This window comes from Nocardiopsis sp. CNS-639 (genome assembly GCF_000381685.1).
Lineage (GTDB): Bacteria > Actinomycetota > Actinomycetes > Streptosporangiales > Streptosporangiaceae > Nocardiopsis > Nocardiopsis dassonvillei.
The window spans coordinates 171,651-196,601 of record NZ_KB906858.1; the positions used below are offsets into that span (position 1 = coordinate 171,651).

Genomic DNA, 24,951 nt, shown 5'->3' on the forward strand with positions numbered 1-24,951 from the left:
GCCTTCGCGGAACGGGCGGGGCGGGGCCCGTGGGGGAGAGGTACGTGTCTGTGGAGCGGACGGCGGGGGTATGTCTACTCACGAGTACGTTACTTGCGAGTAAACACTCTACGCGTGCCGCCCCACCTCGCAAACCGACCGGTCGCTATGTGACGTGTGTCCAGGTGGGAGGGGGTGGAGTGCGGTCGGCTCAGCCGTTGAGCGTCCCCGGCGCGCGCCCGTTGCGCCGCTCGCCCGGCGCCCGGCCGAGAGTGGACCCGGCGTCGCCCGGGGCCGGGGGGTCCGGTGTGCGGGACGGGCCGCCCAGGATCTCGCGGGCCAGCCGCGCGATCGTGTCGGAGGCCTGCTGGATCGGACTGTCGCGCCGCCAGACCAACAGGTGGCGCAGCTGTATGGGCTCACCCTCCAGGGGGCGTACCACCACGTCCGGGCCGGTGTCGAAGTCCGGCTGGCACGGCGCGACCGCCCGGCGGTCGGCGATGAGGTCGCGGATCTCGGAGCGGTCGTAGAGCCGGTAGGGCACCTCGGGGGTGAACCCGGCCCGCTGGCAGGCCAGGTAGAAGCACTCGGGCCAGCCGGTGCCGTCCGGCGGGGTCAGCGCCCACGGCGTCCCCGCGAGGTCGCCCAGCCTGACCAGCGGCCGCTTCGCCTGGGGGTGGTCGGCCCACAGCGCCACGTGCAGCGGTTCCACCGAGAGCATCGCCCAGGACAGGGGGCCGTCGGTGGACAGGTCGCGGTCCACGTAGTCGATCGTGGTCCCCAGGTCCAGGCGGCCCGCGCGCACCAGGTCGGTGACCAGCTTGGGGGAGTACTCCGTGCGCACGTGGACCGGCACGTTCGGGAAGACCTCGGGTATGCGGGCCGACAGCTCCAGCGTCAGCGGCCCGACCCCGCCCACGCGCAGGGTGGTGGGGGAGGCCCCGCGCGCGGTGATGTCGTGCAGCAGGTCGTCCATGGACAGCAGGACCGAGCGTGCGCGCACCAGCACGAACTCGCCCAGCTCGGTGGGGCGGACCCCCGAACGCCCGCGGTGGAACAGCGGTCCGCCGACCTCGCGCTCGATCCGCTGGAGTTGGGTGGTCAGCGCGGGCTGGGAGGTGGAGAGCGCGGCGGCCGCCTTGGTCACACTGCCGGTGTCGGCCAGGAGGCAGATGGTGCGCAGGTGGCGGAGTTCGAGGTCCATGCGTGGAATCTAGGACGAGGAGGGGGCTCGTGTACAGACGCGCTGTCGTCGCGGGCGCGGCGGGCCGCCCCGTCTAACGCGACGGCCGCCGGAGCGGTGCGCCGTCCAAGGGACCGGAGCGCCCGGCCCCGTCGGCTTGTGGAGCGGGGGTGCCGTACGTCACCATATAGTTGGACGTCCTACTAGGTGTCCACATGTCGGACAGGCGCGGGAGAGGTTCATGACGGTCGCACGTACTCTGCACACCCCCGAGGCGGAGCAACTCCTGGAACTGACCCGGGAGATCGTGGACAAGGAGCTGACCCCGCGGGCCGCCGGGGACGAGGAGGGCGGCCTGTTCCCGCGCGAGGTCTTCCGCGTGCTCGGCGGTGCCGGACTGCTCGGCCTTCCCTACCCCGGCCGGTACGGCGGCGGGGACCAGCCCTACGAGGTCTACCTCCAGGTGGTGGAGGAGCTGGCCCGGGGCTGGCTCGCGGTCGGCCTGGGCGTGAGCGTCCACACCCTGTCCTGCTACCCCCTCGCCACCTTCGGCTCCGACGCGCAGAGGGACGCCCACCTGCCCGGCATGCTCGGCGGCGACCTCCTGGGCGCCTACTGCCTGTCCGAGGCCGCCTCGGGCTCGGACGCCTCCGCCCTGACCACCCGGGCCGAGGACGACGGGGACGGCTACCGCGTCAACGGCGCCAAGGCCTGGATCACCCACGGCGGCCAGGCCGACTACTACACGCTCTTCGCCCGCACCGGCGCCCCCGACTCCGGCGCCCGCGGCATCAGCTGCTTCCACGTCCCCGCGGGTACCCCCGGCCTGGGATCGGCGGCCCCCGAGCGCAAGATGGGCATGAACTCCTCGACCACCGCCGGAGTCCTCCTCGACGACGTCCGCCTCGGCGCCGACGCCCTGGTGGGCGAGCGGGACAGGGGCTTCGGCATCGCCCTGTCCGCCCTGGACTCCGGACGCCTGGGCATCGCCGCCTGCGCGGTCGGCCTCGCCCAGGCCGCCCTCGACGCCGCCGTGGAGTACTCCCGCGAACGCCACCAGTTCGGCACCGCCATCGGCGACTTCCAGGGCGTGGGTTTCATGCTCGCCGACATGGCCACCCAGGTCGCGGCCTCCCGCGAGCTCTACCTGTCGGCCGCACGCCTGCGCGACGCCGGGCTCCCCTTCGGCAAGCAGGCCGCGATGGCCAAGCTCCTGGCCACCGACACCGCCATGAGGGTCACCACCGACGCCGTGCAGGTCTTCGGCGGCTACGGCTACACCCGCGACTTCCCCGTCGAGCGCTACATGCGCGAGGCCAAGGTGCTCCAGATCGTGGAGGGCACCAACCAGGTGCAGCGCATGGTCATCAGCCGCCACCTGGCCAGGGAGGGAGCCTGACCACCTCCCCCGGGGAGGACCCGCGCCGCCGCCCGGCCCGCGAGGAGGCCCGCGTCGTCCCCCTGCGCGGAGGACGCCGCCGCCCGGCCCGCGAGAACGCGGGGCCGGAGGGCGGTCCGCCCCGAAAGGGTCCGCTCTCCCCGAGGAACGCGGTCCTCCCCGAGGGGCCCTGCCGTCCCTCGGGGGCTCAGCCTCCGCCCGGCCGGGAGCGCAGCAGCCGGACGGTCTCCTCGTGGGTGCGCGGCTCCAGCTCCAGCGGCCGGTCGGTCAGCACCGCCAGCGCGGAGCGGTACTCCTCCCCGCCCCGGTCCGGGACCGCCCCGACGTCCAGGTCCGCCAGCGCCACCGCCCCCGGCGCCCCGCCGCCCTCCCAGGACAGCAGGGCGGGGGCGGCGTCCGCCGGGCTCACCAGCACCCGCCGCATCCCGCCGGACAGGCCCAGGCCGGTCGCCTTCAGCAGCGCCTCCTTGCGGGCCCAGTAACGGAAGAAGGCGCCGACCCGGTCGGCGGGGGAGAGGCGCTCCCAGGCCCGCTGCTCGGGTTCGCCCAGCGTGTAGCCCGCCAGGCCTTCAAGGTCGCGGGCCGGGGACACGCGTTCCACGTCCACGCCCACGGGCACCTCGCGGGCCAGGGCCAGCACCACCCACTCACCCGAGTGGCTGACGGAGAGCTCCCACCCCTCGGCGGGGCCGGAGGGGTGGGGCTTGCCGTGCGGGCCCTGCGCGGAGTCCTCGCCCCGGCTGGCGCCCGCCCGTTCCTTCTCCTCACAGGAACGGCAGCGCAAAGCGAAGGTCACCTTCTCGGGCGGGCAGTCGGCCCGCTCGGCCAGCAGCAGCCGGGACACCGCCCGGCCCAGCAGGTGCCGGTCGCGGTCGGCCTGGAGCCGGAAGCGGGCGTTGCGCGACCGTTCCTCCTCGTCCAACAGGCGCAGCAGGCGGTCGTCGGCGGCTGAGGTGCGTACCCACCACACCTCGATGGACAGGGGTGCCGGATCGAGCTTCATGCCCCCCATTGTGTCCCGATCTCCCCCGCGTTCGGTGGTGTGAGGTCAACCCAAACCGGGAATTCGGTTATTGGCAGGTCAGCCCGTCCCCTGGGAGGCCCAGATGTCTGTCGTGGTACTGCTCGGCGCGGGAGCGCTCGTCGGTCTGGTGGCGCTCACGGCGATCGTCGTGGTCACCCTCCTGAGAGAGGGGGGTCAGACCACCGAGGAGGAGGCCGCCGCGGAGGCCGGGGAGCCCGAGACCGCCTCCGGGAGGGTTCCGGAGCAGTCGGCGCCCGAGGACGCCGTCCGGCCCGGACGGATCACCACCGCCGACGGGTCCGTAGTCTAGGGAGTCGCGCGGGACCGTGGCCCGTGCCCGAGCAGAGCACGGAAGTGGGTCCATGGCCGAGGAGAACCGTCCGGCGTTCGCTGCCGAGCGCCGGGAGCGCATTCTCGAACTCGTGCGCGCCAACGGCACCATGTCCCTGCGCGACATCGCCGTCAGGGTCCGCGCCTCGGAGGTCACCATCCGCCGCGACGTGCGCGCCCTGGAGACCGAGGGGTTGGTGGACCGCCGCCGGGGCGGGGTCGCCCTGCCCGGCAGGATCGGCCACGAGCAGAGCTACTCCGGCAAGAGCGGCCAGTGCGCCGCCGAGAAGGCCGCCATCGCCACCGCCGCGGCCCGACTCGTGCGCCCCGGCGACGCCGTCACCATCGGCCCCGGCAGCACCGCCGAGGCCTTCGCCCGCGCGCTCCTGACCCGCACCGACCTGACCGTGGTCACCAACTCCCTGCGCGTCGCCGACGTCCTGGCCGGGGCCGCCGGCGTCGAGGTGGTCGTGACCGGCGGCACCCTGCACGGCCCCATCCGGGCCCTGGTCGGGGCGGCGGCGGAGGAGAGCCTGGCCGGGCTGCGCGTCAACCGGGCCTTCCTCTCCGGCAACGGGGTCAGCGCCGACCGCGGCCTGAGTACCCCCAACCCGGCCGTGGCCAGCGTGGACCGCGCCCTGGCCGCCTGCGCCGAGGAGACCATCGTCCTGGCCGACCACACCAAGATCGGCGCCGACACCATGGTGCCCACCGTCGCCCCCGAGGAGATCGCCCACCTGGTCACCGACAGCAGCGCCGACCCCGAGGTGCTGATGACCCTGGAGGAGACGGGCGCCCTCGTCCACGTCGCGGTGGTCGCCCAAGAGCGGGGGCAGTGAGGGGGGAGGGAAAAGCGGACTTCTCCTCTGCGAACGGAGGAAAGGACCGCGTACCCTACCGTTCACACGCGTATCCCGCGTACGCTCCGCCCGTCCCGCACCGCCCGTCCGATCCGCAGGAGCCGCCGCGCATGTCCTCCCAGCCGTCTCCCCAGCAGCCGCCCTCCCCGCCCGTGCGCGTCACCCCCGAACCCGTGGCGCTCCCCGCGCCGTGGGCCGACTCCCGGGTGACGGTGGTCGTGCCCACCTACAACGAGGCGGACAACCTCCCCGTGCTGGTGGGCCAGCTCATGGCCCTGGACCTGCCGCGGCTGCGGGTGGTGGTCGTGGACGACGGCTCCCCCGACGGCACCGGCGAGATCGCCGACAAGCTCGCGGTCGAGTTCGCCGGACGCGTCGGCGTCGTCCACCGCACCATCAAGGACGGCCTGGGGCGCGCCTACGTCGCGGGCATGACCCGCGCCCTGGAGGAGGGCGCCGACCACGTGGTGCAGATGGACGCCGACCTCAGCCACCCCGTGGGCTACGTTCCCCAGCTGCTCGGCGCCCTGCACGCCACCAACGCGGGCGTGGTGATCGGCAGCCGCTACGTCCCCGGCGGCAGCCTGTCCGAGCGGTGGAACCTCAGCCGCCGCCTGCTGAGCGGCTGGGCCAACGCCTACGTCAAGACCGTGCTGTCCATCCCCATCCGCGACGTCACCGCGGGCTTCAAGATCTGGCGGGCCTCGGCGCTGCGCGTCCTGGACCTGCCCGGCATCGAGAGCACCGGCTACGCCTTCCAGGTGGAGATGCACTACCGGGCCTACCGGCGCGGGCAGAAGATGGTGGAGATCCCCATCCACTTCGAGGATCGCGTCGTGGGCCAGAGCAAGCTCGACGGTTCCGTCGCGCTGGAGGCCGCCCTGCGCCCGCTGCTGCTGCGCCGCGCCGAGCGCGCCCGCCGCCGGTAGCGGGGCGTTCGGCTGGGCCGCCCCCGGCCCGCCCCGACGTCCCGTGTGCCCGCCGGTGACATAGGTGTGCCGGTTTGGGGCACGGGACTAACGAGGGAAGGGGGGCGGACATGACTGAAGAGCCCTATGACGTGGACACCGACATGGGGGACGACCCCGAGCTGAGCAAGGCCGTCGCCCGGGAGCGGCGGATCGAGGCCGACTACGACATCCAGGAGTACGACTTCGAGGACCCCGACATGCCGGGGACCGACAGCTCGTCCGAGCCGCGGGGGATCGACGAGGCGGTGCGCTCCGAGCGCAGCGACCTCTACCCGCGCGAGAGCTGGGGAGGGGAGACCCGCAGCGCCGAGCAGGAGGCCATGCACGAGGAGAGCGACGACGTCACACCCGACGTCGACGAGGGCGCGGCCGTGCGGAGCGAGCACCCCGACAGGCCCTACGAGCATCCGGCGGACACTCCCCACGGCGACCGGGACGACGAGCGCGACCGGACCACCGACACGGCGGGCTACGTTCCGGACGCCGAGGACCCCAGGGACACCGGCGCACCGGACACCTGAGGACCGCGCCCTCAGAGGACTGGGCCGCCCGGGGGCACACCGTGTGGGGCGTACCGCCCGGGGCACGGCGTCCACGGCCGTTGCGCGGGATACGGCCTCCGGCGGAGCGACCCCTGTTCGGCGGGGGAGAACGCCGAGAGCGAGGGCCCCCTTCCGCCCGGAGGCGGAAGGGGGCCCTCGCGTTTCCCGTCGCGGCGACGCGTGCGCCCGCGGAAGGCGTGACCGCCTACTCGCTGGCCAGCGCCCCCGTGATCGAGGTGGCCGCCGCCCGGCGGGCGGGCAGCACCGAGGCCAGCAGTCCCGCCAGGACGGCGACCGCGATGAACACCCCGATCTGGCCGAAGGGCACGGCGAAGACCATGTCCGGCATGACCGAGGCCCCGGCCGCCCAACCGAACACCACGCCCAGCACGATGCCGATACCGGCGCCGATCAGGCACAGCAGCACGGCCTCCACGCTCAGCATCCGGCGCAGCTGGCCCCGGGCCAACCCCAGCGCCCGCAGCAGCGCGGACTCGCGGGTGCGCTCCAGCACCGACAGCGCCATGGTGTTGGAGATGCCGAACACCGCGATGATGATCGCCAGGCCCAGCATCGCCGCGATGGTGTAGAAGGCGATGTCCAGAACCTCGGAGAACTGGTTCTTCATCTCGGCGGCCGACGCGACCTGCATGGTCGGGTGGTCCTCGACCGCGGTGTAGACCGCGTCGCGCACCTCGGCGGCGTCGGCTCCCTCGGCGGCGCGGATGAGCAGCATCTCGTCCTCGTCCACCGACGGGAAGGCCGCGGCGAAGTCCTCCGGGTGCAGGGTCACGCCCGTCAGGGACTGCATGTCCTCCACGACCGCGACGATCTCCACGGACAGGTCCCGGCCGTCCTCGGCCGGGAGGGTGAGGGTGTCGCCCACCCCGGCGCCCTCGGCGTAGCCCTCCGTCACCGTGGCCCGGCCCGGACCGATGTCGGTCACGTCGCCCTCGACGGTGTCGCTGGTGAGGTCGACGCCGACCTCGGCGCCCGGGTAGGTGTAGACGGGGACCGACTGGCCGCCGTCCGTGTCGACGTAGACGCTGCGCTGGCCGATGACCTTGCCCAGGGCGGACTGGCCCTCCAGCGCCACCCGGACCTCGTTCGGGATGGTGGGGAAGCGCGGCTCCTGGGCCGCCCCGGCCCCGGTGGTGGCCTGCGCGCCGGAGTCCTCACCGGCGGACGCGCCCCCGGTCGGCTCCGCGGGTTCGGCGGGGCCCTCGGCGCCGTCGGCGGGAGCCTCTCCGGCCGCGGTCTCCTCGTCACCGGCGGGAGCCTGCTCGGCGCCTGCGGGCTGCCCGGAACCCTCGCTCCCCTCCGGGTCCTCGGCTCCCTCGGAGTCCTCGGCCGTCTCGGCGGCGGTCCCGGTCCCCTCCATGGAGAACTGCGGGGAGACCTGGTAGTCCACCGGGAACTGCTCCTCCAGCATCCGGGTCATGGTCGTCTCGACGGAGGCGCTGACCACCGAGTACCCGGTGATGAGGGTCGCGCCCACGGTCAGGGCGATCATCGCGGTGGCCGCGCGGCGCGGGCTGCGGGTGGAGTTGTCCACCGCCAGCATGCTCGGCACGCCCACCTTCCGCAGGGGCACGCCGACCACGCGCACGATGCCGCGCACCAGCAGCGGGCCCAGTACGACCACGCCCACGAAAGCGATGAGGGCGGCGGCGGTGACGATGACCGGGCCCATCGTGCCCGGTCCCGTCATCTGGGTCAGGCCCACCAGGGCGGCCGCGACCGCGAAGGTCACCAGGCCGAAGACGACGCGGACCCAGCCGGTGCCCTTCTCCAGTCCGGCGGCGGTGGCGCTGGTGCGCAGGGCCGCCAACGGCGCCACCCGGGTGGCGCGCGTGGCCGGGACCATCGCGGAGAACACGGTCACCACGGTTCCCACGGCCAGTCCGACCAGGACCGCCGTCGGCGTGACCACCACCGGTACCGCCTCCCCGGAGCCCAGCAGCGGGCCGCCGTAGGTCGCACCGGCCATGCCGACGCCCACACCGGCCAGCACGCCCAGGGCGGAGGAGACCAGGCCCACGACCACCGACTCGGTCAGCACCGACCGGAAGACCTGGCCGCGCTTGGCGCCCACGCACCGCAGCAGGGCCAGCTCGCGCTGGCGCTGGGCGATGAGGATGGCGAAGGTGTTGTAGATGACGATCCCGGCGACGAACATCGCGATGAAGGCGAACAGCAGCAGCGCGACGCGCAGCATCTCCGCCTGGCCGCCCACGCTCTCGGCCATGTCCAGACCGAACTGCTCACCGGTGCTCACCTCGGCCGCGCCCCCCAGTTCCGCGGCGACGGCGTCGGCCGCCTCCTGCGGGGTGTGGCCCTCGGCGGCGAGCACGTCGATCTCGGCGTAGTCACTCACGCCGGCCATCTCCCGGGTGGTGTCCGGGTCGAAGACGACGGCGCCCCCCATGCTGTAGGCCGGGTCCACGCCGAACTCGACCAGCCCGGTGAGGGTGAAGTCGCGCTTGTCCCCCTCGGCGTCGAGCACGGTCACCGTGTCGCCGACCGCGAAGCCGGTCTGCTCGGCGGTGGAGGTGGCCAGGGCGATCTCGTCCCCGCTCGCGGGCAGCGAGCCCTCGTCGGCGGAGAAGCGGCTGACCTCGCCCAGCCCGACCGCGGCGGGAGGCACGAAGCCGACCGCGCGGCCGTCGGCGTCCAGGAGCACGGCCTCGCCCTTCAGGAGCCCGCCCGCCTCGGCGACCTCGGGCAGCGCCCGGACCGCGTCCAGCTGCTCGTCGGTGAACGGGACCGGCTCCTCGGGCGGTTCCGTGCTCTCGGGGTCGAACTCGGGCTCGGTCGGGACGGCGATGGCGTCCACGCTGGTGGCCGAGCCCATGACGGACTTCTCGTAGCTGGCGTTGAGGGTGTCGGCGAAGACCATGGTCCCCGACACGAACATGACCCCCAGCAGGATCGCCAGCACGGTGGTGACGTACCGGGACTTGTGCAGCCGCAGCCCGGCGAGTGTGGTGCGCAGCATGTCCCTCAGGCCTCTTCCAGCTTCAGCAGCCGCGCGGAGACCAGCTCGGCGGTGGGTTCGACGACCTCGTCCACCAGGCGGCCGTCGCGCAGGAAGACCACGCGGTCGGCGTAGGAGGCGGCCACGGGGTCGTGGGTGACCATGACGATGGTCTGGTTCAGGTCGCGGGCCGAGTCGCGCAGGAACTCCAGCACCTCGGTGCCCGAGCGCGAGTCCAGGTTGCCGGTGGGCTCGTCGGCGTAGACGACCTCGGGCGCGTTGAGCAGGGCGCGGGCCACGGCCACGCGCTGCTGCTGGCCGCCGGAGAGCTTGGCGGGCAGGTGGCTGAGCCGGTCGCGCAGGCCCACCACGTCGATGATGTGGTCGAAGCGCTGCTTGTCGACCCCGCGCTTGGCGATCTGCGACGGCAGCAGGATGTTCTGCTCGGCGGTCAGCATCGGCAGCAGGTTGAAGGACTGGAAGATGAACCCGATCCGGTCGCGGCGCAGCAGGGTCAGCTCGGCGTCGCGCAGGCCGGTGATCTGGGTGCGGCCCAGGTGCACGGTGCCCGAGGTGGGCACGTCCAGCCCGGCCAGGCAGTGCATGAGGGTGGACTTGCCCGACCCCGAGGGGCCCATGATCGCGGTGAACGCGCCCCGGTGGAACTCCACGTCCACCCCGGCCAGGGCGTGGACCTGGCTGTCGCCGGTGTCGTAGGTCTTGGTGAGGCCCCGGGCGACCACCACCGGCGGTGAGGTGACCGTCGGGTCGGGCTTCACGGTGAACTCGGTCACGGCAGACAGCTCCAGGAATCGGGGATGGTGTGCGGGCCGGACGGGCTCTCCGTCGCGGCTGTCCACAACGCTAGGTCCGCGCGACCGGCCCGGGCGTCCCCCGCTGGGCCGATTCGCGACTCGGCCAAAGGAACGGTGACGGACGGGTTCGCGACTCCTTCGTCTGGCCGGCGCACCGACTTTCGTCGGGGGTCGCCGGAACACCCTCCGTCACGGGTCCGCCACGCGCCCCCGCCCGCCTGGGCTTTCGCGGGCGGACCGACGATCGGACCGGGCAGGAGCGGGCGCGGCGCGCGCAGGGGCCGACCTGGGGCGCCGCCGTAGACTCCCCAGCATGAGGAGCTGGGTGAGCGATCGGAGCAGGGACGCCGGCGCCCTGTGGAACAAGAACCGGGAGTGGTGGTGGGCCCGCCGCCTGACCATCGCCGACTGGCTCTACGCCGTGCTGCCGCTGCCGTTCAGCGGGTTCCTGCAACTGGTGGGCAGCATGCAGTTGGGCCTGTTCGGCGGTCTGGTCCCCGCGCTCCTGGCGGTCCTGTCCAACGTGAACATCGCGTTCGCCATGGCCGCCGGGGTGGTCCTCTACGTGATCCCGGTCGTGTTCGCCGGTGCCACGGTCCTGCTGCGGCGGAGCTTCCCGCAGTGGATGCTCGTCACCGCGCTCGTGCTGCTGCTGTGCTTCGCCAACTTCGTCCCGGCCGTGATCGCCCTGTACTCGTACTCGGTGTACCAGGCCAACCGGCGTCTGCTGGTGGGCTGGTTCGCCCTGTACAGCCTGGCCATGGTCGTCGCCTACGAGGCCAACCCCCTCGGGCAGGTCTTCCTCATCGGCATGTTGCTGGTCGTGCCGATGACCTTCGGCCTGTGGGTGGGCACCCGCCGCCAGCTCATCGACCGCCTCCACGAGCGCGCCGAACGCCTCGAACGCGAACAGCACATGATGGCCGAGCAGGCCATCACCGCCGAGCGCACCCGCATCGCCCGGGAGATGCACGACGTGGTCGCCCACCGGGTCAGCCTCATGGTGCTGCACGCGGGCGGGCTGGAGGTCTCCGCCGAGGACCCGCGCACCGTCGAGGCGGCCGGGCTCATCCGCACCACCGGCCGCGAGGCCCTCACCGAACTGCGCGGCATCCTCGGGGTGCTGCGCGACGACACCGACGCCGCGCCCACCGCCCCCCAACCGGTCCTGTCCGACCTGGACCGCCTGGTGGGGGAGTGGCGCGCCGCCGGGATGCCGATCGACCGCGAGGAGAGCGGCCGGGTCCGCCCGCTGCCGACCGGCGTCCAGCGCACCGCCTACCGGATCGTCCAGGAGGGGCTGACCAACGCCGCCAAGCACGCGCCCGGCGCCGCCGTCACCCTGCGCCTGCACTACGCCGACCGCCAGCTGGAGGTGGAGGTGGCCAACGCGCCCGCGCGGGGCCCGGCCTCGCCCATGCCCCGCAGCGGTTTCGGCCTGACCGGGCTGCACGAGCGCGTCGTGCTCTCCGGCGGAAGCCTCAGCGCGGGGGCGTGCCCCGACGGCGGGTGGCGTCTGCGCGCTATCGTGCGAACCGACGATCCATCCGGTACGGAGGAAGAGGTTTCCGAAGGTGATCCGCACGCTCCTGGTCGATGACGAACTCCTGGTCAGGTCCGGCCTGCGGATGATCCTGGACTCCGCTCCCGACATCGAGGTGGTGGGCGAGGGCGGCGACGGCGCCGAGGCCGTGCGCCTGGCCGAGGAACTCGCCCCCGACGTGGTGCTGCTCGACATCCGCATGCCGGGCACCGACGGGATCACCGCCGCCGCCCGCCTGACCGCCCTGCCCCGGCCGCCCCGCGTGGTCCTGCTGACCACCTTCGACCTGGACGAGTACGTGCACAGCGCCCTGCGGGCCGGTGCGGTGGGCTTCCTGCTCAAGGACACCCCGCCCCGCGACCTCATCGGCGCGGTGCGCACCGTCCACGAGGGCAACGCGATGCTCGCGCCCAGCGTCACCAAGCGCATGCTCGAACGCTTCGCCGCGCCCGCCCCCGCCGACTCCGCGGCGGGCCGTGCCGAGGCCGTGCGCCGCCTGTCGGTGCTCAGCGAGCGCGAGCGGTCTGTGCTCCTCGCGGTGGCCAGGGGCCGGTCCAACGCCGAGGCGGGCCGCGACCTGGGCATGCGCGAGGCCACGGTCAAGGCCCACGTCAGCCGAATCCTGGCCAAGCTGGGCATGTCCAACCGGGTGCAGGCCGCCATCCTGGCCCACGACGCGGGCTGGGCCTGAGGGGCCCGGACCGAGTCCTCGGCGCACGGCCGAGCCGCGCGGAGCGCCCGCCCCCCACGGGGCGCCGGAACCGGCTCCCCGGTTCCGGTGCGGCGGTGACACACCTCACCACCGTCCGCCGTGCTCGGGGCGTCCCCCCAGCGTGTCCGGAATCCTTGCACATGGGCGGATCGGCGCCCCTGTCCGCCTCGGTTGCGTCTACCGCCGGGTAGCTCGGTACGCTGCAATGCGATCCCACCCCCCGCAACACCACGTCGTGGCTGATCACAGCAGCCGCAGGAGAAGAGGAGCCCCTATGTCGCGCTCGGTACTGGTCACCGGCGGCAGCCGCGGAATCGGCCTGGCCATCGCCCGTGAGCTGGCCGCGGGCGGAGACGACGTCGCCGTGACCTACCGCTCCGGCGAGCCCCCGGAGGGTCTGCTGGGCGTCCGCTGCGACATCACCGACTCCGCCCAGGTCGACGCCGCCTTCAAGGAGGTCGAGGAGGCGCAGGGCCCCGTCGAGGTGCTCGTGGCCAACGCCGGCATCACCAAGGACCAGCTGCTGGCCCTGATGAGCGAGGACGAGTTCTCCTCCGTGCTGGACACCAACCTCACCGGCGCCTTCCGCGTGGCCAAGCGCGCCGTGCGCGGCATGATGCGCAAGCGCTCGGGCCGCATCGTCCTCATCTCCTCCGTCGTGGGCCTCCTCGGCTCCGGCGGCCAGGTCAACTACGCCGCCTCCAAGGCCGGGCTCGTCGGCTTCGGCCGCTCCCTGGCCCGCGAGCTGGGCTCGCGCAACATCACGGTCAACATCGTCGCCCCCGGCTTCATCGAGACCGACATGACCGCGGCCCTGTCCGAGGAGCGCCAGGCCGAGATCAAGAAGAACGTCCCGCTGGGCCGCCTCGGCTCCTCCGAGGACATCGCCAGGACGGTGGGCTTCCTCGCCGGGCCCGGCGGCGCCTACATCTCCGGCGCCGTGATCCCCGTCGACGGCGGTCTGGGCATGGGCCACTGACCGGGCCCGCCCCCCTTTTTTCCCTTCAGCCACCGGAAGGGCTCCCCTTCCGCAACGGACCACAGACAGGACGGACGACCCGAACATGGGAATCCTCGAAGGCAAGCGCATCCTCGTCACCGGTGTGCTCACCGACTCCTCCATCGGCTTCCACGTGGCCCGCCTGGCCCAGGAGCAGGGCGCCACGGTCGTGCTCACCGGTTACGGCCGCCTGAGCCTGGTGGAGCGCATCGCCAAGCGCCTGCCCGAGACGCCCCCGATCCTGGAGCTGGACGTCACCGACGACGAGCAGCTCTCCACCCTGGCCGCCCGCGTCGGCGAGCACGTGGACGGCCTCGACGGCGTCGTGCACTCCATCGGCTTCACCCCGCAGGACGCCCTGGGCGGCAACTTCCTCAACACCGAGTGGTCGGACGTGGCCACGGCCATGCACACCTCGACCTTCTCCCTGAAGTCGCTGACCACCTCGCTGCTGCCGCTGATGAAGGACGGCGGCTCGGTCGTGGCCCTGGACTTCGACAACAGCGTCTCCTACCCCATCTACGACTGGATGGGCGTGGCCAAGTCCGCGCTGACCTCCACCGCCCGCTACCTGGCCCGCTACGTCGGCGACCAGAACATCCGGGTCAACCTCGTCTCCGCCGGGCCGCTGAGCACCATGGCCGCCCGCAGCATCCCCGGGTTCTCCGAGCTGGCCAAGCACTGGCCCGAGCGCGCCCCGCTGGGCTGGGACGTCACCAACCCCGAGCCCGCGGCCAAGGCGGTCGTGGCGCTGCTGTCGGACTGGTTCCCCGCCACCACCGGCGAGATCGTCCACGTCGACGGCGGCTTCCACTCCACCGGGGCCTGACCGCTCCGAACGCACCGGCTCCGGCTCCTCCGGAACCGGTGCCCCGCCGTGGGCGTGCGATAGGTTGACGCGGGCGGGCCACCCCCAGGGGCGGCCCGCCCGTCTGCTGTCGCGGGGCGGGTGCGGCGAGTGCCCGCCGTGTGCCCGAAGCGGTGCGTGCGACCCCGGCAGGCGGCCGTGTGAGCCGAGAGCGAAGGGGACGGGGCAATGGATCTGGGACTGAAGGGGGCACGGGTCGCCGTGACCGGTGCCAGCAGGGGGATCGGCCGGGCCATCGCCCAGCTGTTCGCCGCCGAGGGCGCCGACCTTGCGATCTGCGCGCGCACCCCCGAACCGCTGTCCGAGGCGGCTCGCGAGCTGGAGCAGACCGGCGCCCGCGTGTTCTCGCGCGCCCTGGACGTCACCGACCACGACGCGCTGCCCTCCTTCGTCGAGGACGCGGTGGCCGAGCTCGGCGGCCTGGACGTGCTGGTGTCCAACGTCTCCGGCGGCAGCGCGCCCACCCCCGACCAGTGGGAGCGCGGCTTCGCGGCCGACCTGATGCCCTTCGTGCGCCTGTCCGAGGCGGCCAAACCCCACCTGCTGGCCTCCGAGCGCGGCGGCTCGGTGGTGCTGATCTCCAGCACCTCGGCCCTGCACACCACCGTGCCCGCCGGACCGCGCTCCTACGGCGCGGTCAAGGCCGCGCTCAACCACCACGCGTCCTCGCTGGCCCGCGCCTGGGCCGGGGAGGGGGTGCGGGTCAACACCGTCTCGCCCGGCCCGATCGAGTTCCCGGGCGGGGGCTGGGCGCGCCGCCGCGAAAGCGACCCGGGGTTCTACGAGTCCGTCCGCGAGCGCATCCCCTACGGCCGCCTCGGCCACCCCGACGAGGTCGCCCGCGCGGTGGCCTTCCTGGCCAGCCCGGCCGCGGCCTACGTCACCGGACAGAACCTGATGGTGGACGGCGGCTTCCTCGACCGGATCTGAGCGCACCCCGCCGCGGCCGGGCCCGCCGGTCGGGCCGCGGCGGGGCCGACTCGTGTGTTGGGGGCCGGTCCGGGGTCGGGTGTCGCGCCGGTGTGCCAGAGGGTGCGGGGCCATGACGGTGGCGTGGCCCCGTGCGCCGGGGGTCAGGCTCGTGCGCGGTCGCCGCGCCGGTGCGCCAGAGGGTGCGGGGCCATGACGGCGGCGTCGCCCCGTGCGCCGGGGGTCAGGTCCGTGCGCGGTCGCCGCGCCGGTGCGCCAGCAGACGCAGGACCACGACGGCCGCGCCGAGCGCACCCGCCGCCAGTGTCGCCGCCGTCACGTCGGGAAGCCACGTCAGGGCCGGGCGCGGGCCGTGGCTCGCCGCCACCCCCACCGCGGCGGCCACCGAGACCAGTCCCAGCGCCGACCACAGCGCGCTCGCCCACCTGCGGGGCCGCCGCACCCGCACGGCCGCGACGGCGCCCGCGCCCAGCGCCGCCGCGGCTGCCGTGGGCGTCCACACCGACGCCAGGTACAGCGGGTCGGTGCCGGGGGAGGAGGGGGAGTCCCCGCCCGCGACCATGTGGGCCAGTCCGAAGGCGACCGCCTGGATTCCGTTGTCGCGCAGCATGTCGTAGGTGTTCTGCAGGACCACCACCGCCCTCCCGCGTTCGGGCAGCACCACCACGATCGCCGCGTACCCCGGGGTCGACCCGCCGTGGAAGACGATCGGCTCACCCAGGTCGGACAGGGCGGTGTCGCGCCAGCCCAGGCCGTACTCCTGCGCCGAACCGGGGACCGGGACCAGCCCCGTGCGGGCCTCCTCCAGTGCGGCGGCGTCCAGCACGGGCGGCTTCGCCGCCACCTGCGCCCGCGCGAACGCGGCCAGGTCGGTGACGTCCCCGCCCAGGTAGCCGTAGGCGGCTCCCTCGTCGTCCACACCGTCGGCGTCGGCCACCGGCACGCCCCACAGCGTGCGGTGCCCCGGGCTCAGCCCGGCCTCCCGCGCCTGGGCCGCGCTGGCGAAGACGCCGTCCATCCCCGTCGGTTCCAGGACGCTCTCGCGCAGGTACCCGCGAAAGTCGCCGGTCACCTCCTCCATGACGGCGCCCAGCACGAGGTAGTTCGCGCTGCTGTACTCGTGCGTGCCCGGGGTCCCCGGCTCCGAGGCGGCGACGCGCGCCACCCGCGCGTCCAGGTCCGGGGCCCGCTCGCCGTACAGGTCGCTGGTGGCGGCGGCGGTGCGCCCGGTGAGCCCCGAGGTCTGGGTGAGCAGGTCGCGCACGGTGGGGTCGGCGCCGAACTCCGCGAAGACCGGCAGGTACTCCTCGACCGGGGCGTCCAGGTCCAGACGCCCCTCCCCGGCAAGGACCAGCGCGGCGGTGGCGGTCACGGGCTTGGCCACCGACCCCCACAGGAACGGGGTGTGCTCGTCCACCGGGGCGCCGTCGCCGTCCACGCCGAAGGTCCCCCGGTGCTCGACGCCCCCGGGGCCGACCACGGCGTAGGCCAGCCCGGGGGTGTTGGTGGCGGCCATGCGTTCTTGGACGTAGGCGTCCATTGCGGCGGGGTCGGCGGGGTCGCTGGGAGCCGGGTCGTTCGGTGGGGCTGTGACCACGGGGGACAGGGCGAGCAGCAGGGCGAGGGGGACGTGCGTGAGGGGGAGGGGCATGAGGGGGCCTTTCGATAACCGTATACCCATACGATTATGACCGTACCATGATACGGTTATCCGGTGCCGAGAACCGCAGACCACGCCCAGAGGCGCACGCAGATCACCGGCGCCGTGTGCGAGCTGATCGCCGAACGGGGGCTGGACGCCGTGACCGTGGCCCGCACGGCCGCGCGCGCGGGGATCTCCGTCGGGCTCGTGCAGCACTACTTCCCGTCCAAGGACGACATGCTGCTGCACGCGTTCGAGCGGGTCAGCACGGCCGTCGCCACCCGCGTCGCGGACGTGGTCAGCGAGGGCGCCCGGCACGAGAGGACCATTTCCGGGATCCTTTTGGCCGCGCTGGCCGAGCACCTGCCGCTGGACGAGCCCCGCCGGGCGGAGTTCCGGGTGATCCGCGTCTTCGCCGGACGGGCCCTGGAGAACCCGGCCCTGGCCGAGGTGGACGCGCGCACCGCGGACGCGCTGCACGCCGAGATCGCCCGAGCGGTGCGCAACGGCGTGGAGTGCGGTGAGGTGGAGGCGGACGTGGACGCCGCCGCGTCCGCCGCCCGCGTCGCCGCCGTGGCCGAGGGGCTGGCCACCCAGGTCTACCGGGGCGGGCCGGGAGCCGCCGAGCGTGCCCGGGAGGCGTTGCGTGCGGAACTGGGCTCGGTGTTCACGGGAGAGTGCCGCCAGTACGCGCGCTGAACCGCCGACCCCGGCCGCGTTCCCGGCCGCGGCGGCGGTGTTCCCCCTGGAACGGCCGGAGTCTCCGAAGCGCTCCCGGAGGTCGCTGTCCCCCCGGAGCGGGGATCGCGGTCCTGCTGCCGGTCACGCCCCTGGTTCGGGCTCGCTGAGCCGCCGGGTCTGCGTGTGCAGGATGTCGATGGTCTTCGTGACGTAGTCGGTGATCACGGCGAGTTCGGCCTCGTCGTACCCGGCCATCAGTTCGCCCATCGCCCGCGACAGCCCCGCGAAGGCGTCGGCGCGGTCGGGCCGCGCCTCGACGTCCGCAGAGACGAGCACGCGCCGCCGGTCGGCGGGGTCGGGGACGCGCTGCACGTAGCCCAGGCGGTGCAGCCGGTCGACGAGTCCGGTGACGGCTCCGGGGGTCAGGCCGGTCAGTTCGGCCAGCGCGCCCGCCGTGAGGGGGCCCTGTCGTTCGATCAGGCCCAGTGCGCGGTGGTCGAGCGCGCGCAGTCCCAGGCGTTGGCCGACGGCCTCGTGGAAGAGCACGACGGCGGTGCTGAGCTGCCGTCCGAGGTCGCTGCCATTCCCTGTCGTGTCGCTGTCCCCGCTGTCCCCGCTGTCCCCGCTGTCCATGCCCCGTCGCCCCCTTCTCCGCTGCACCGCCTTCCTCCTGCCTGCGGTGAACTTCTTTCAGGCTATCGAATATTTTAGTTCAGTGAACTAAAGTAAATATCCGACAGGCACCGCCACCGCGAACCGGGAGAGCGACGATGACGGAGAGAGCCACCATCCCCGAGCTGACCTGGCGCGCACACCTGCGGCTGGCCCTGGAGCCTCCGCGCTGGGCGCTGGCCTTCTACGTCCGCCACCTCCCCCTGGTGGTGGGCCTCTCCCTGGTCCCGGCGGTCGAACGCTTCGGGGTGGCGCTGTGGGGCGACGCGCTGGCGACGCCCTCGCGCGTGGCTCTGGAGGTGCTCGCCCAAGGGGCGAGGGTGGTGCTGATCGTCCTCGTCATCCGCATCGCGATCCTCAAGGACGAGCGGGTCCGGGCCGGGAGGCGTCTGGGCGACGGCCGCCGCGTCCGGGCGTTCCTCGACCACCGGTGGCCCGGCCTGCTGTGGCAGGGGGCACTGCTGCTCGCGTTGTTCGCCGTCTTCTCCGTCGTCCCCGAGCAGATCGTGCCCCTGTGGATTCCCGCCTCGGGGCAGGACCTCTATTGGGCGCTGCTGCTCGCGGTCAAGAACGTCACGGTCATCGCCGTCACCCTCGTCTGGATGGTCGGCGCGGTCCGTCAGATGCTCATCGAGGGCGGGCGTCTGCTGGAGGGGGTGCCCGGGTCCGGGGCCGAGCCCGGCCCCGGACCCGGTCTCGATGAGGCGTGAGAGGGCGGAAGGCGGAGGGTGCTCTTCGCGCGGGTTCACGGCGAGGTCGGGGGGTCTGGCTGGTTGAGGAGGGTGGCGATGTGTTCTTTGGGGTAGCGGCGTGCTCCGCCGGGGGTGCGGAAGGGTTTGAGGACGTTGTCCCATTGGCCTCGGTGGAGGCTGCGGGGGCGGATGTTGAAGAGGGCGGCGACTTCGCTGGGTGTGAGGACGTCGGGTCGGCCGTCGAGGAGGTAGCTGTAGTCGGGCATGAGGGGCTTTCCGTGTCTTCAGAGGTTCGGTACTCGGCGCTGGGTGTGGTGCGGGTGGCTGGTGGGGTGGCCCCGCCCTCCCGGGGAAGGGGAGGGCGGGGCTTCGGGCTGGTGTTGAGGTCACCGGCCCGTCCGCACCGGCCCGGGGGACAGGTCGGGTGGTGCGGAGCATGGAGAGCTGAGCGCTCACGGGGACACGTGGGTCACCAGGGGAAGACGACGCGGACGGTGATCGCGCCGCAGGAGTGCTGCTTCCAGTCCCAGTAGGAGCACAGGGCCTCGACCAGGCGTAGGCCGTTGCCGCTGGGGCGCATGGGTTCGGCCGCAGGCACGGCCGGGAAGGTGGGTTTCTCTCCCGGGCGGGGGCCGTTATCGGTGACGCGGAGTTCGAGGTGGCGCGGGGTGCGTTCGATCTCGACGCGGATGGTGCCGCCGGGGAGCCCGGAGGCCGAGTGGCGCAAGGTGTTCGTGACCAGCTCGGAGACGGTGATGCCGACGGGTTCGGCCAAGCTCGGCCGGGAGCGGGTGGCCTGGGCGGCCCAGCGGCGGGCGATCTTGACGTGACCGAGGTCGGAGCCGAGCAGGATGCCTGATTTGGTGGCGGTTCCGCACAGTCGGCGGGGAAGCGGGATGGGCGGAACGGTAGACTTTTGCATGTTTCACCTCGGGGGTTTCGGGGTGGAGCGCTTCGCCTCGGCGGTCGCTCTCTACTTCGGCCGTCGGGGCTTCTTTTTGTCCGGTGTGTCATATTTCAAGGCTTTCGCCACACCACAAGGCTTCCGCGGTGCAGTGTGAAGAATTCTCCTAATTCCACAACCGGTTCTCCGTGATCACACGATCTCTCAGTGAAGTGGCCAGTTCAAGAGACTTCACACAACCGTCGTGCGATTGCAGATTCCACAGAAGACTCCTCCCGTGAGGAGAAAGTTCTGTGTAATATGTTTCTCCCAGTGAAGTCATGGAGGAACTCGTGACGAAGCGACCCACTGATCCCGCGTGGAAGCACTTTGGGAAGCAGATGCGGAAACACCGCGATGCCCTTGGTCTGCTGCAAGTCGACATCGCCAAGGTGCTCGGCGTCGTCGGAAGCTGTTACTCCTCATGGGAGACCGGCGCCCGGAAGGTCGATGAGAAGTACGTCAACAAGCTGGACGAAGCTCTGAAAGCCGGAGGGCGCATCGCTGAGGAGTGGGAGAAAGCCAGCCGTCAGGTGCGTACTGCGTTCAGGTTCGCGGAACTTCCGGAGCTGGAAGGCGCGGCCACGCAGATCCGCGACTTCCAAACGTTAGTGTTCCCGGGCCTGGTTCAGACACCGGAGTACGCTCGCGCGATCTTCGAGGATGGTTACCCCGGGATGCCATCGGCCTCCATCGAAGAACTCGTTCAGGCTCGAATCTCTCGGCAGCGCATCCTGGAGGAGGAAACCCGGCCGCTGGTGCTTTTCCTCATCGCTGAGTCGGTGTTCTATCAGCAAGTCGGGAACCGTGGTCCTGACCTGCTGCATGAGCAGGTGCAGCGTGTCCTCCGTGAGGTGGAGGGCGGTAGGGTGCGTGTGCAGATCGTCCCCCGGGACACCAAGAGGCACTACGGAAGCGGGGGGCCTTTCCGGCTGTACACCTTCGCAGACGAACCCTCTGTGGCTTCTGCTGAGTACATGACCGGGGAGACTGTGATCAGCGATAAGAACCGGTATCAGGAGTGCGTGACAACTTTCGGGCTTCTCCAGGGTGAGGCACACTCGGAGTCGACGTCACTTCAGATGGTGCGAGAGATGGTTGAGCGATGACGGAACGTGTGTGGCATAAGGCCAGCTACAGCGCAGCTAGCGGCAACTGTGTTGAGGTTTCTGAAGGTTCCGAGACCCTGGTTAGGGACACCCAGAACCGGGAGCTGGGCTACCTGTCGGCCCAGGCTTCCGAGTGGACGGCCTTGCTCGCGGCCGTGCGCGGCTAGTAGCCAGAGCCCTGTCTCCTCGGCGGTTCCTCGAAATCCTTCATGTGAGCATGAAAGGTCTGTGATGAGCAGCGAGAACAGTCCATGGCACAAGTCCTCCTTCAGTGACGGCGGTGGCGGTCACTGCGTAGAGGTCGCGGAGGGGCCGGTCACCGGTATCCGTGACACCCAGAACCGGGAGCTTGGCTACCTGTCGGCCGAGGCCTCGGAGTGGACGGCACTACTGGCTGCGGTGCGCGTCCGGTAGCGAACTACCTCGATCCGGCCCTGCCCGCGCCTGGGCAGGGCCGGTTTCCCTTTCCCACCCGTCACCCGCTCCGCGCCAGCCACACATCCACCACGAAACCGGGCCCGCAACCGGCTACACCTGGCTACGGTGTCCACCATGGCTACTCACGAGGAGCTGTCCGCCCGCTATCCCGACGTCCTCTTCACCAACCTGCCGCCCGGCGCCCACGGCACGGGGGCGGTCTGGGAGGTCCGGTCCCGCGGCTCCGACACGATCATCATGTACGCGCACACCGACGAGCAGGCCGACAGGTACGCGAAGGTCGTCGCCCGAGCGGTCAAGTACCCCGGCCAGATGGGATGACGGCGCCCCGCGCCTGGTCCTCCAGACGCGGACCGCCGTCGTACGGTACGCGAGCAGACGGTAGGGGACCGCCTCCCCCGGCTCTGGCACCGCCCCTGCTACGGCACCGAACCCCTCACACCGGCAGCTTCCACGACGGCCCTCCCGGCGACCCCAGCCACACCCGCTGTTCCCGCGGTGACACGGTGAGGCCGAACTCGGATACCGAGGGCTCACCCAGCGCCCTCCACCATCGAACGCTGTTCTCGACGCGCTCCCAGAGGTTGACCGGCCCGTGCTGGCTCACCCCGGTTCCGTCCGCGTCCTCGTCGACCAACGCCCACGATCCGGTTCCGATATCGCGCACACCGCGGCTCGGCCCCACCACCATCGGTACGGCCTCGGGAACGGTGAGCTGGACCACGAACCGCCCCGTCCAGTCATCGAGTACTTCGGCCCCCACATCCGTGGGACGCCGGGGCACGTTCGGCCCCAGTACGAGCGGCGCCTCCGCCGGTGCCCGCATCGACCGTGCCATCATGAACGACCTCTGCACGGGCAGGAACCGGCCCCGCATGGTTCCGTCCTCCTCGGCTTCCAGCAGCACCTGTGCGTTGGCGCCCAGCCATCCCGCCAAGGTCACGAGGACCTTCGCCCCCGGCCCGACCTGCCCGAGCCAGGGCAGGGGGACGAACCGGAACGCGCACGTGGCGATGATCCGGTCGTAGACCACATCCTCCCCATCGCCCCAACGCTCACCCAGGGCCCAGCCGCCGCCGTACCCGTCCTGGACCAGCAGACGAGGGCGGTAGCCGACGCGGCCCAGCGCCTTCTCGGCTCGCGCCGCCACCCCGGCGTCCACCTCCACCGAGGTCACCCGCTCCTGGCCCAGCCGGTGGCACAACAGCGCGGTGGAGTACCCGGTTCCGGTCGCGACCTCAAGAACCCTCTGGCCGTCCCGCACGTCCAGGTCTTCGAGCATCCCCACCACCAGACTCGGCAGGGACGAGGACGATGTCGGCGCTCCCACGGACGGCGGGTGCGGGTCGGAGGCGTTGACCCCCTCCACCTGCGTGACCCACGTGTCGTCCTGGTAGACCATCGTCAGCCAGTCCGCCTCCGACAGGTCCGAGCGGCGGACCACCTGCCACAGACCCTCCTGGTCGAGCCGGTACACGGCCTCGCCCACGAACACCTCGCGCGGGACCGTTTCGACAGCCTCTTTCCAGCCGCTCCCTCGCAGCACCCCGTTGGTGCGCAGTTCCCGTGCCAGCGCGAGGCGCAACCGCTGCCCCGTCACGTCCTCACTCATGTACAGCTCTTCTCCAGGAGGTCGGCAAGCGCCATTGTGATGCCCCGGACGGTGTCGGGGTCCAGGAAGGCCCACTGGCCGTTGGGGTTGTTGCTGTTGGATCGAAAGGCTACTCAAACGCACACGAGGGCACAGGAGTGATCATGTGCCGTTGGAAGGCGGTGTGTGGTGTGTGCCCCCACCCCGGTGGACGACCCGCCCAGGAAAGCCTGTCCGAGGAGTTCGCTGATTCTCCGGACAAGCACCTGCGGCTCTGGCTAGGGTCGTATCGAACACAGTGACGAAACCGGCAGGATCGGGAGGTGGGAAGGGATGGCGGGTACCGGCACGCGGCGGTTGCGGACCCTCGCCGACCCGTTCCCGGCCCCCGCGCCGTCCGGAGTGAGCGTGCGTGACCGGCTCAAGGGCCTCACCCCTGAGGACGAGGCGGTACTGCGGGCCGTGGGCGCGCACCTGGGCTCGCTCGCCTCCACGGACCTGGCCGCCCGGTGCGCGGACGGCACCGGCCACGACAAGGACTCCTGGGCGGCCCGCAAACGGGAGTTGACCCCTGAGTCCTCGTCGCGGTGGGCCGGAGCCCTGACCAGGGCCTCCAACGAGCAGTGGGCGCTGGCCCGCCGCAGCCAGGCCGCCCACCTGCACCGCCTCCAGGCCGGGATCGACACCCTGCGCCACCGGTTGTCCCAGCCACTGGGGACCAAGGGCGCCCGGGGTGCTCCGGGCGGGTACGCCTCACGCCAGGAGTGGCACGCCAAGTCCCGACGCCTGGCCGCCCTGGAGCATCGCTATGCGGTGGCGGTGGCTGATTGGGAGGTGGGGCGGGTGCATGTGGTGCGTGGCGGTAAGCGGTTGCTGAACAGTCGTCACCATCTGGACCGGGCGCAGTTGACCGAGGCCGGGTGGCGGGCCCGGTGGGAGGCCGCACGCTTCTTCCTGTCCGCTGATGGTGAGTCCGGCAAAAGCTACGGCAACGAGACGATCCGTATCACCCCCGAGGGGCAGATCTCGATCAAGCTGCCCGCTCCACTGACCGAGTACGCCAACGCCCCGCATGGTCGGTACGTGCTCTCGGGCCGGGTGGCCTTCGCTCATCGGGGCACCGAGTGGGTCGACCGGGTCGAGGCCGATGGGGCGGTGGCCTACCGCATCCACCTGGATACGGATCGGAGCCGGTGGTATGTGAGCGCGTCCTGGACCCTGCAGGCGGTGCCTGCCCTGCCTATGCAAGCGGCGCTGGCCCACGGGGTGATCGGGGTGGACGCCAACGCCGACCACCTGGCCGCTTGGAGGTTGGACACCTGCGGCAACCCGATCGGGAACCCACACCGCTTTGAGTTCGACCTGTCCGGCAGCGCGTCCCACCGGGACGCGCAGGTGCGTTATGCCCTGTCCCGGCTGCTGCGCTGGGCCACCGCGAGCGGTGTGCGGGCCATCGCCGTGGAGGACCTGGACTTCGCCCGCGAGAAGACTCGGGAAAAGCACGGGCGGCGTAAGAAGTTCCGGCGGCTGGTCAATGGTTTTCCCACGGCTCGGTTGCGGTCCCGGCTGGTGTCGATGGCCCACACCCTGGGGGTGGCGGTCATCGCCGTGGACCCCGCGTATACATCAAGGTGGGGCGCCCAGCACTGGCAAAAACCCCTATCCACCAAACGTAGGAAGGTCTCCCGGCACGATGCGGCCAGCATCGCGGTCGGCAGGCGCGCTCAGGGCCACCCGGTCCGGCGTCGGACGGCACCGCCCCCACACCACCGGAGTGATGGTGTGGAGCATCGGACCGTCCAGGCCGCACCGGGTGGTTCCGGGCGTGAGGGAAACCGCCCACCCGTCACGGAGCGTGCACATGATGCGCGTGGCCGGACGGAGCAGGAACGCGGTGACCCAGCCCATCCAGCACCGTTCGGGATGGGTGCGGTGCCAGCGTGACCCCCGAGGCCACTTCTGATCACTGTTCAGGAACGGTTGCACTCCAGCATCGCCCAACCGCCATTCGCGCGCAGGGCGAACGGGTCGGGACCGGAGCCCGGCGGTT

General features: G+C 72.1%; 26 protein-coding genes. 17 read left to right on the plus strand and 9 right to left on the minus strand.

The annotated features are described in order from the left end of the window. Positions 1 to 190 precede the first annotated feature (190 nt). On the minus strand, positions 191 to 1,183 hold the full coding sequence (locus G011_RS0110065; RefSeq protein ID WP_019608352.1) for a LysR family transcriptional regulator: 993 nt from the start codon (positions 1,181 to 1,183) through the stop codon (positions 191 to 193). 220 nt (positions 1,184 to 1,403) lie between these two features. Between G011_RS0110065 and G011_RS0110070 the strand changes: the two genes are divergently transcribed. Then, positions 1,404 to 2,561: an acyl-CoA dehydrogenase family protein gene (locus tag G011_RS0110070; protein ID WP_019608353.1), complete on the plus strand. Its 1,158-nt coding sequence runs from the start codon at positions 1,404 to 1,406 to the stop codon at positions 2,559 to 2,561. Positions 2,562 to 2,748: 187 nt separating this feature from the next. On the opposite strand, the gene G011_RS0110075 is transcribed toward G011_RS0110070, so the two are convergent. Further along, positions 2,749 to 3,573 (minus strand): 4'-phosphopantetheinyl transferase superfamily protein, encoded by an 825-nt coding sequence (locus G011_RS0110075; RefSeq protein WP_019608354.1) that lies wholly within the window; start codon positions 3,571 to 3,573, stop codon positions 2,749 to 2,751. A 94-nt stretch (positions 3,574 to 3,667) separates the two neighbouring features. Here G011_RS0110075 and G011_RS0110080 point away from each other — a divergent pair, with 94 nt between their 5' ends. The 4 genes from G011_RS0110080 (at position 3,668) to G011_RS0110095 (ending at position 6,267) form a co-directional block, all read left to right on the plus strand. Further along, positions 3,668 to 3,895 (plus strand): hypothetical protein, encoded by a 228-nt coding sequence (locus G011_RS0110080; protein ID WP_019608355.1) that lies wholly within the window; start codon positions 3,668 to 3,670, stop codon positions 3,893 to 3,895. Positions 3,896 to 3,947: 52 nt separating this feature from the next. Further along, positions 3,948 to 4,754, plus strand: a complete 807-nt coding sequence (locus G011_RS0110085) for a DeoR/GlpR family DNA-binding transcription regulator (protein WP_019608356.1) — start codon at positions 3,948 to 3,950, stop codon at positions 4,752 to 4,754. Between the two features lie 131 nt (positions 4,755 to 4,885). Beyond that, positions 4,886 to 5,704, plus strand: a complete 819-nt coding sequence (locus G011_RS0110090; RefSeq protein WP_019608357.1) for a polyprenol monophosphomannose synthase — start codon at positions 4,886 to 4,888, stop codon at positions 5,702 to 5,704. Between the two features lie 131 nt (positions 5,705 to 5,835). Then, the gene (locus G011_RS0110095; protein ID WP_019608358.1) at positions 5,836 to 6,267 is read left to right on the plus strand and encodes a hypothetical protein; all 432 of its coding nucleotides are present in this window, start codon (positions 5,836 to 5,838) and stop codon (positions 6,265 to 6,267) included. Positions 6,268 to 6,493: 226 nt separating this feature from the next. On the opposite strand, the gene G011_RS0110100 is transcribed toward G011_RS0110095, so the two are convergent. Together G011_RS0110100 and G011_RS0110105 are read right to left on the minus strand one after the other, a co-directional pair. Then, positions 6,494 to 9,286: an ABC transporter permease gene (locus G011_RS0110100; protein ID WP_019608359.1), complete on the minus strand. Its 2,793-nt coding sequence runs from the start codon at positions 9,284 to 9,286 to the stop codon at positions 6,494 to 6,496. A gap of 5 nt (positions 9,287 to 9,291) precedes the next feature. Next, positions 9,292 to 10,059, minus strand: coding sequence for an ABC transporter ATP-binding protein (locus G011_RS0110105; RefSeq protein ID WP_019608360.1), 768 nt, complete (start codon positions 10,057 to 10,059; stop codon positions 9,292 to 9,294). 334 nt (positions 10,060 to 10,393) lie between these two features. Here G011_RS0110105 and G011_RS0110110 point away from each other — a divergent pair, with 334 nt between their 5' ends. The 5 genes from G011_RS0110110 (at position 10,394) to G011_RS0110130 (ending at position 15,133) form a co-directional block, all read left to right on the plus strand. Continuing rightward, positions 10,394 to 11,680, plus strand: a complete 1,287-nt coding sequence (locus G011_RS0110110) for a histidine kinase (RefSeq protein WP_026338191.1) — start codon at positions 10,394 to 10,396, stop codon at positions 11,678 to 11,680. Beyond that, positions 11,655 to 12,314, plus strand: a complete 660-nt coding sequence (locus tag G011_RS0110115) for a response regulator transcription factor (protein WP_019608362.1) — start codon at positions 11,655 to 11,657, stop codon at positions 12,312 to 12,314. The genes G011_RS0110110 and G011_RS0110115 overlap by 26 nt, the downstream gene beginning before the upstream one ends. A 295-nt stretch (positions 12,315 to 12,609) precedes the next feature. Continuing rightward, entirely contained in the window at positions 12,610 to 13,314 is a 705-nt protein-coding gene (locus G011_RS0110120) for a beta-ketoacyl-ACP reductase (protein ID WP_013153798.1), read from the plus strand. A gap of 85 nt (positions 13,315 to 13,399) precedes the next feature. Then, a complete protein-coding gene (gene fabI / locus G011_RS0110125) occupies positions 13,400 to 14,164 on the plus strand; it encodes an enoyl-ACP reductase FabI (RefSeq protein ID WP_019608363.1) in 765 nt (254 codons plus the stop codon). 207 nt (positions 14,165 to 14,371) lie between these two features. After that, entirely contained in the window at positions 14,372 to 15,133 is a 762-nt protein-coding gene (locus G011_RS0110130) for an SDR family NAD(P)-dependent oxidoreductase (RefSeq protein ID WP_019608364.1), read from the plus strand. Positions 15,134 to 15,356: 223 nt separating this feature from the next. Here G011_RS0110130 and G011_RS0110135 read toward each other — a convergent pair whose 3' ends face one another. Then, the gene (locus G011_RS0110135) at positions 15,357 to 16,784 is read right to left on the minus strand and encodes a serine hydrolase (RefSeq protein ID WP_019608365.1); all 1,428 of its coding nucleotides are present in this window, start codon (positions 16,782 to 16,784) and stop codon (positions 15,357 to 15,359) included. Between the two features lie 63 nt (positions 16,785 to 16,847). On the opposite strand from G011_RS0110135, the gene G011_RS0110140 reads away from it, so the two are divergent. Beyond that, a complete protein-coding gene (locus tag G011_RS0110140; protein ID WP_013153794.1) occupies positions 16,848 to 17,474 on the plus strand; it encodes a TetR/AcrR family transcriptional regulator in 627 nt (208 codons plus the stop codon). 123 nt (positions 17,475 to 17,597) lie between these two features. Here the strand turns inward: G011_RS0110140 and G011_RS0110145 are convergent, their stop codons facing one another. After that, a complete protein-coding gene (locus tag G011_RS0110145) occupies positions 17,598 to 18,089 on the minus strand; it encodes a MarR family winged helix-turn-helix transcriptional regulator (protein WP_019608366.1) in 492 nt (163 codons plus the stop codon). Between the two features lie 137 nt (positions 18,090 to 18,226). On the opposite strand from G011_RS0110145, the gene G011_RS29660 reads away from it, so the two are divergent. Beyond that, positions 18,227 to 18,838, plus strand: coding sequence for a hypothetical protein (locus G011_RS29660; protein WP_019608367.1), 612 nt, complete (start codon positions 18,227 to 18,229; stop codon positions 18,836 to 18,838). A gap of 35 nt (positions 18,839 to 18,873) precedes the next feature. On the opposite strand, the gene G011_RS0110155 is transcribed toward G011_RS29660, so the two are convergent. Both G011_RS0110155 and G011_RS0110160 read right to left on the minus strand, forming a co-directional pair. Further along, positions 18,874 to 19,086, minus strand: a complete 213-nt coding sequence (locus G011_RS0110155) for a helix-turn-helix domain-containing protein (RefSeq protein ID WP_019608368.1) — start codon at positions 19,084 to 19,086, stop codon at positions 18,874 to 18,876. Between the two features lie 203 nt (positions 19,087 to 19,289). Then, a complete protein-coding gene (locus G011_RS0110160) occupies positions 19,290 to 19,742 on the minus strand; it encodes an ATP-binding protein (protein ID WP_019608369.1) in 453 nt (150 codons plus the stop codon). Between the two features lie 302 nt (positions 19,743 to 20,044). On the opposite strand from G011_RS0110160, the gene G011_RS0110165 reads away from it, so the two are divergent. From G011_RS0110165 to G011_RS0110180, 4 genes are all read left to right on the plus strand, one after another. After that, positions 20,045 to 20,872: a helix-turn-helix transcriptional regulator gene (locus G011_RS0110165; protein WP_019608370.1), complete on the plus strand. Its 828-nt coding sequence runs from the start codon at positions 20,045 to 20,047 to the stop codon at positions 20,870 to 20,872. After that, positions 20,869 to 21,039 carry a DUF397 domain-containing protein gene (locus G011_RS30740; RefSeq protein WP_013153788.1) on the plus strand — a complete coding sequence of 57 codons (171 nt, stop codon included), beginning with the start codon at positions 20,869 to 20,871 and terminating at the stop codon, positions 21,037 to 21,039. Before G011_RS0110165 ends, G011_RS30740 begins: the two co-directional genes overlap by 4 nt. Positions 21,040 to 21,103: 64 nt before the next feature. After that, on the plus strand, positions 21,104 to 21,286 hold the full coding sequence (locus G011_RS0110175; protein WP_019608372.1) for a DUF397 domain-containing protein: 183 nt from the start codon (positions 21,104 to 21,106) through the stop codon (positions 21,284 to 21,286). A gap of 138 nt (positions 21,287 to 21,424) precedes the next feature. After that, entirely contained in the window at positions 21,425 to 21,631 is a 207-nt protein-coding gene (locus G011_RS0110180; protein ID WP_036552507.1) for a hypothetical protein, read from the plus strand. A 115-nt stretch (positions 21,632 to 21,746) separates the two neighbouring features. On the opposite strand, the gene tgmC is transcribed toward G011_RS0110180, so the two are convergent. Then, positions 21,747 to 22,922 carry an ATP-grasp peptide maturase system methyltransferase gene (gene tgmC, locus G011_RS0110185; protein ID WP_019608374.1) on the minus strand — a complete coding sequence of 392 codons (1,176 nt, stop codon included), beginning with the start codon at positions 22,920 to 22,922 and terminating at the stop codon, positions 21,747 to 21,749. Positions 22,923 to 23,234: 312 nt separating this feature from the next. On the opposite strand from tgmC, the gene G011_RS29665 reads away from it, so the two are divergent. Beyond that, entirely contained in the window at positions 23,235 to 24,845 is a 1,611-nt protein-coding gene (locus tag G011_RS29665) for an IS200/IS605 family element transposase accessory protein TnpB (protein ID WP_051104344.1), read from the plus strand. Positions 24,846 to 24,951: the final 106 nt, after the last annotated feature.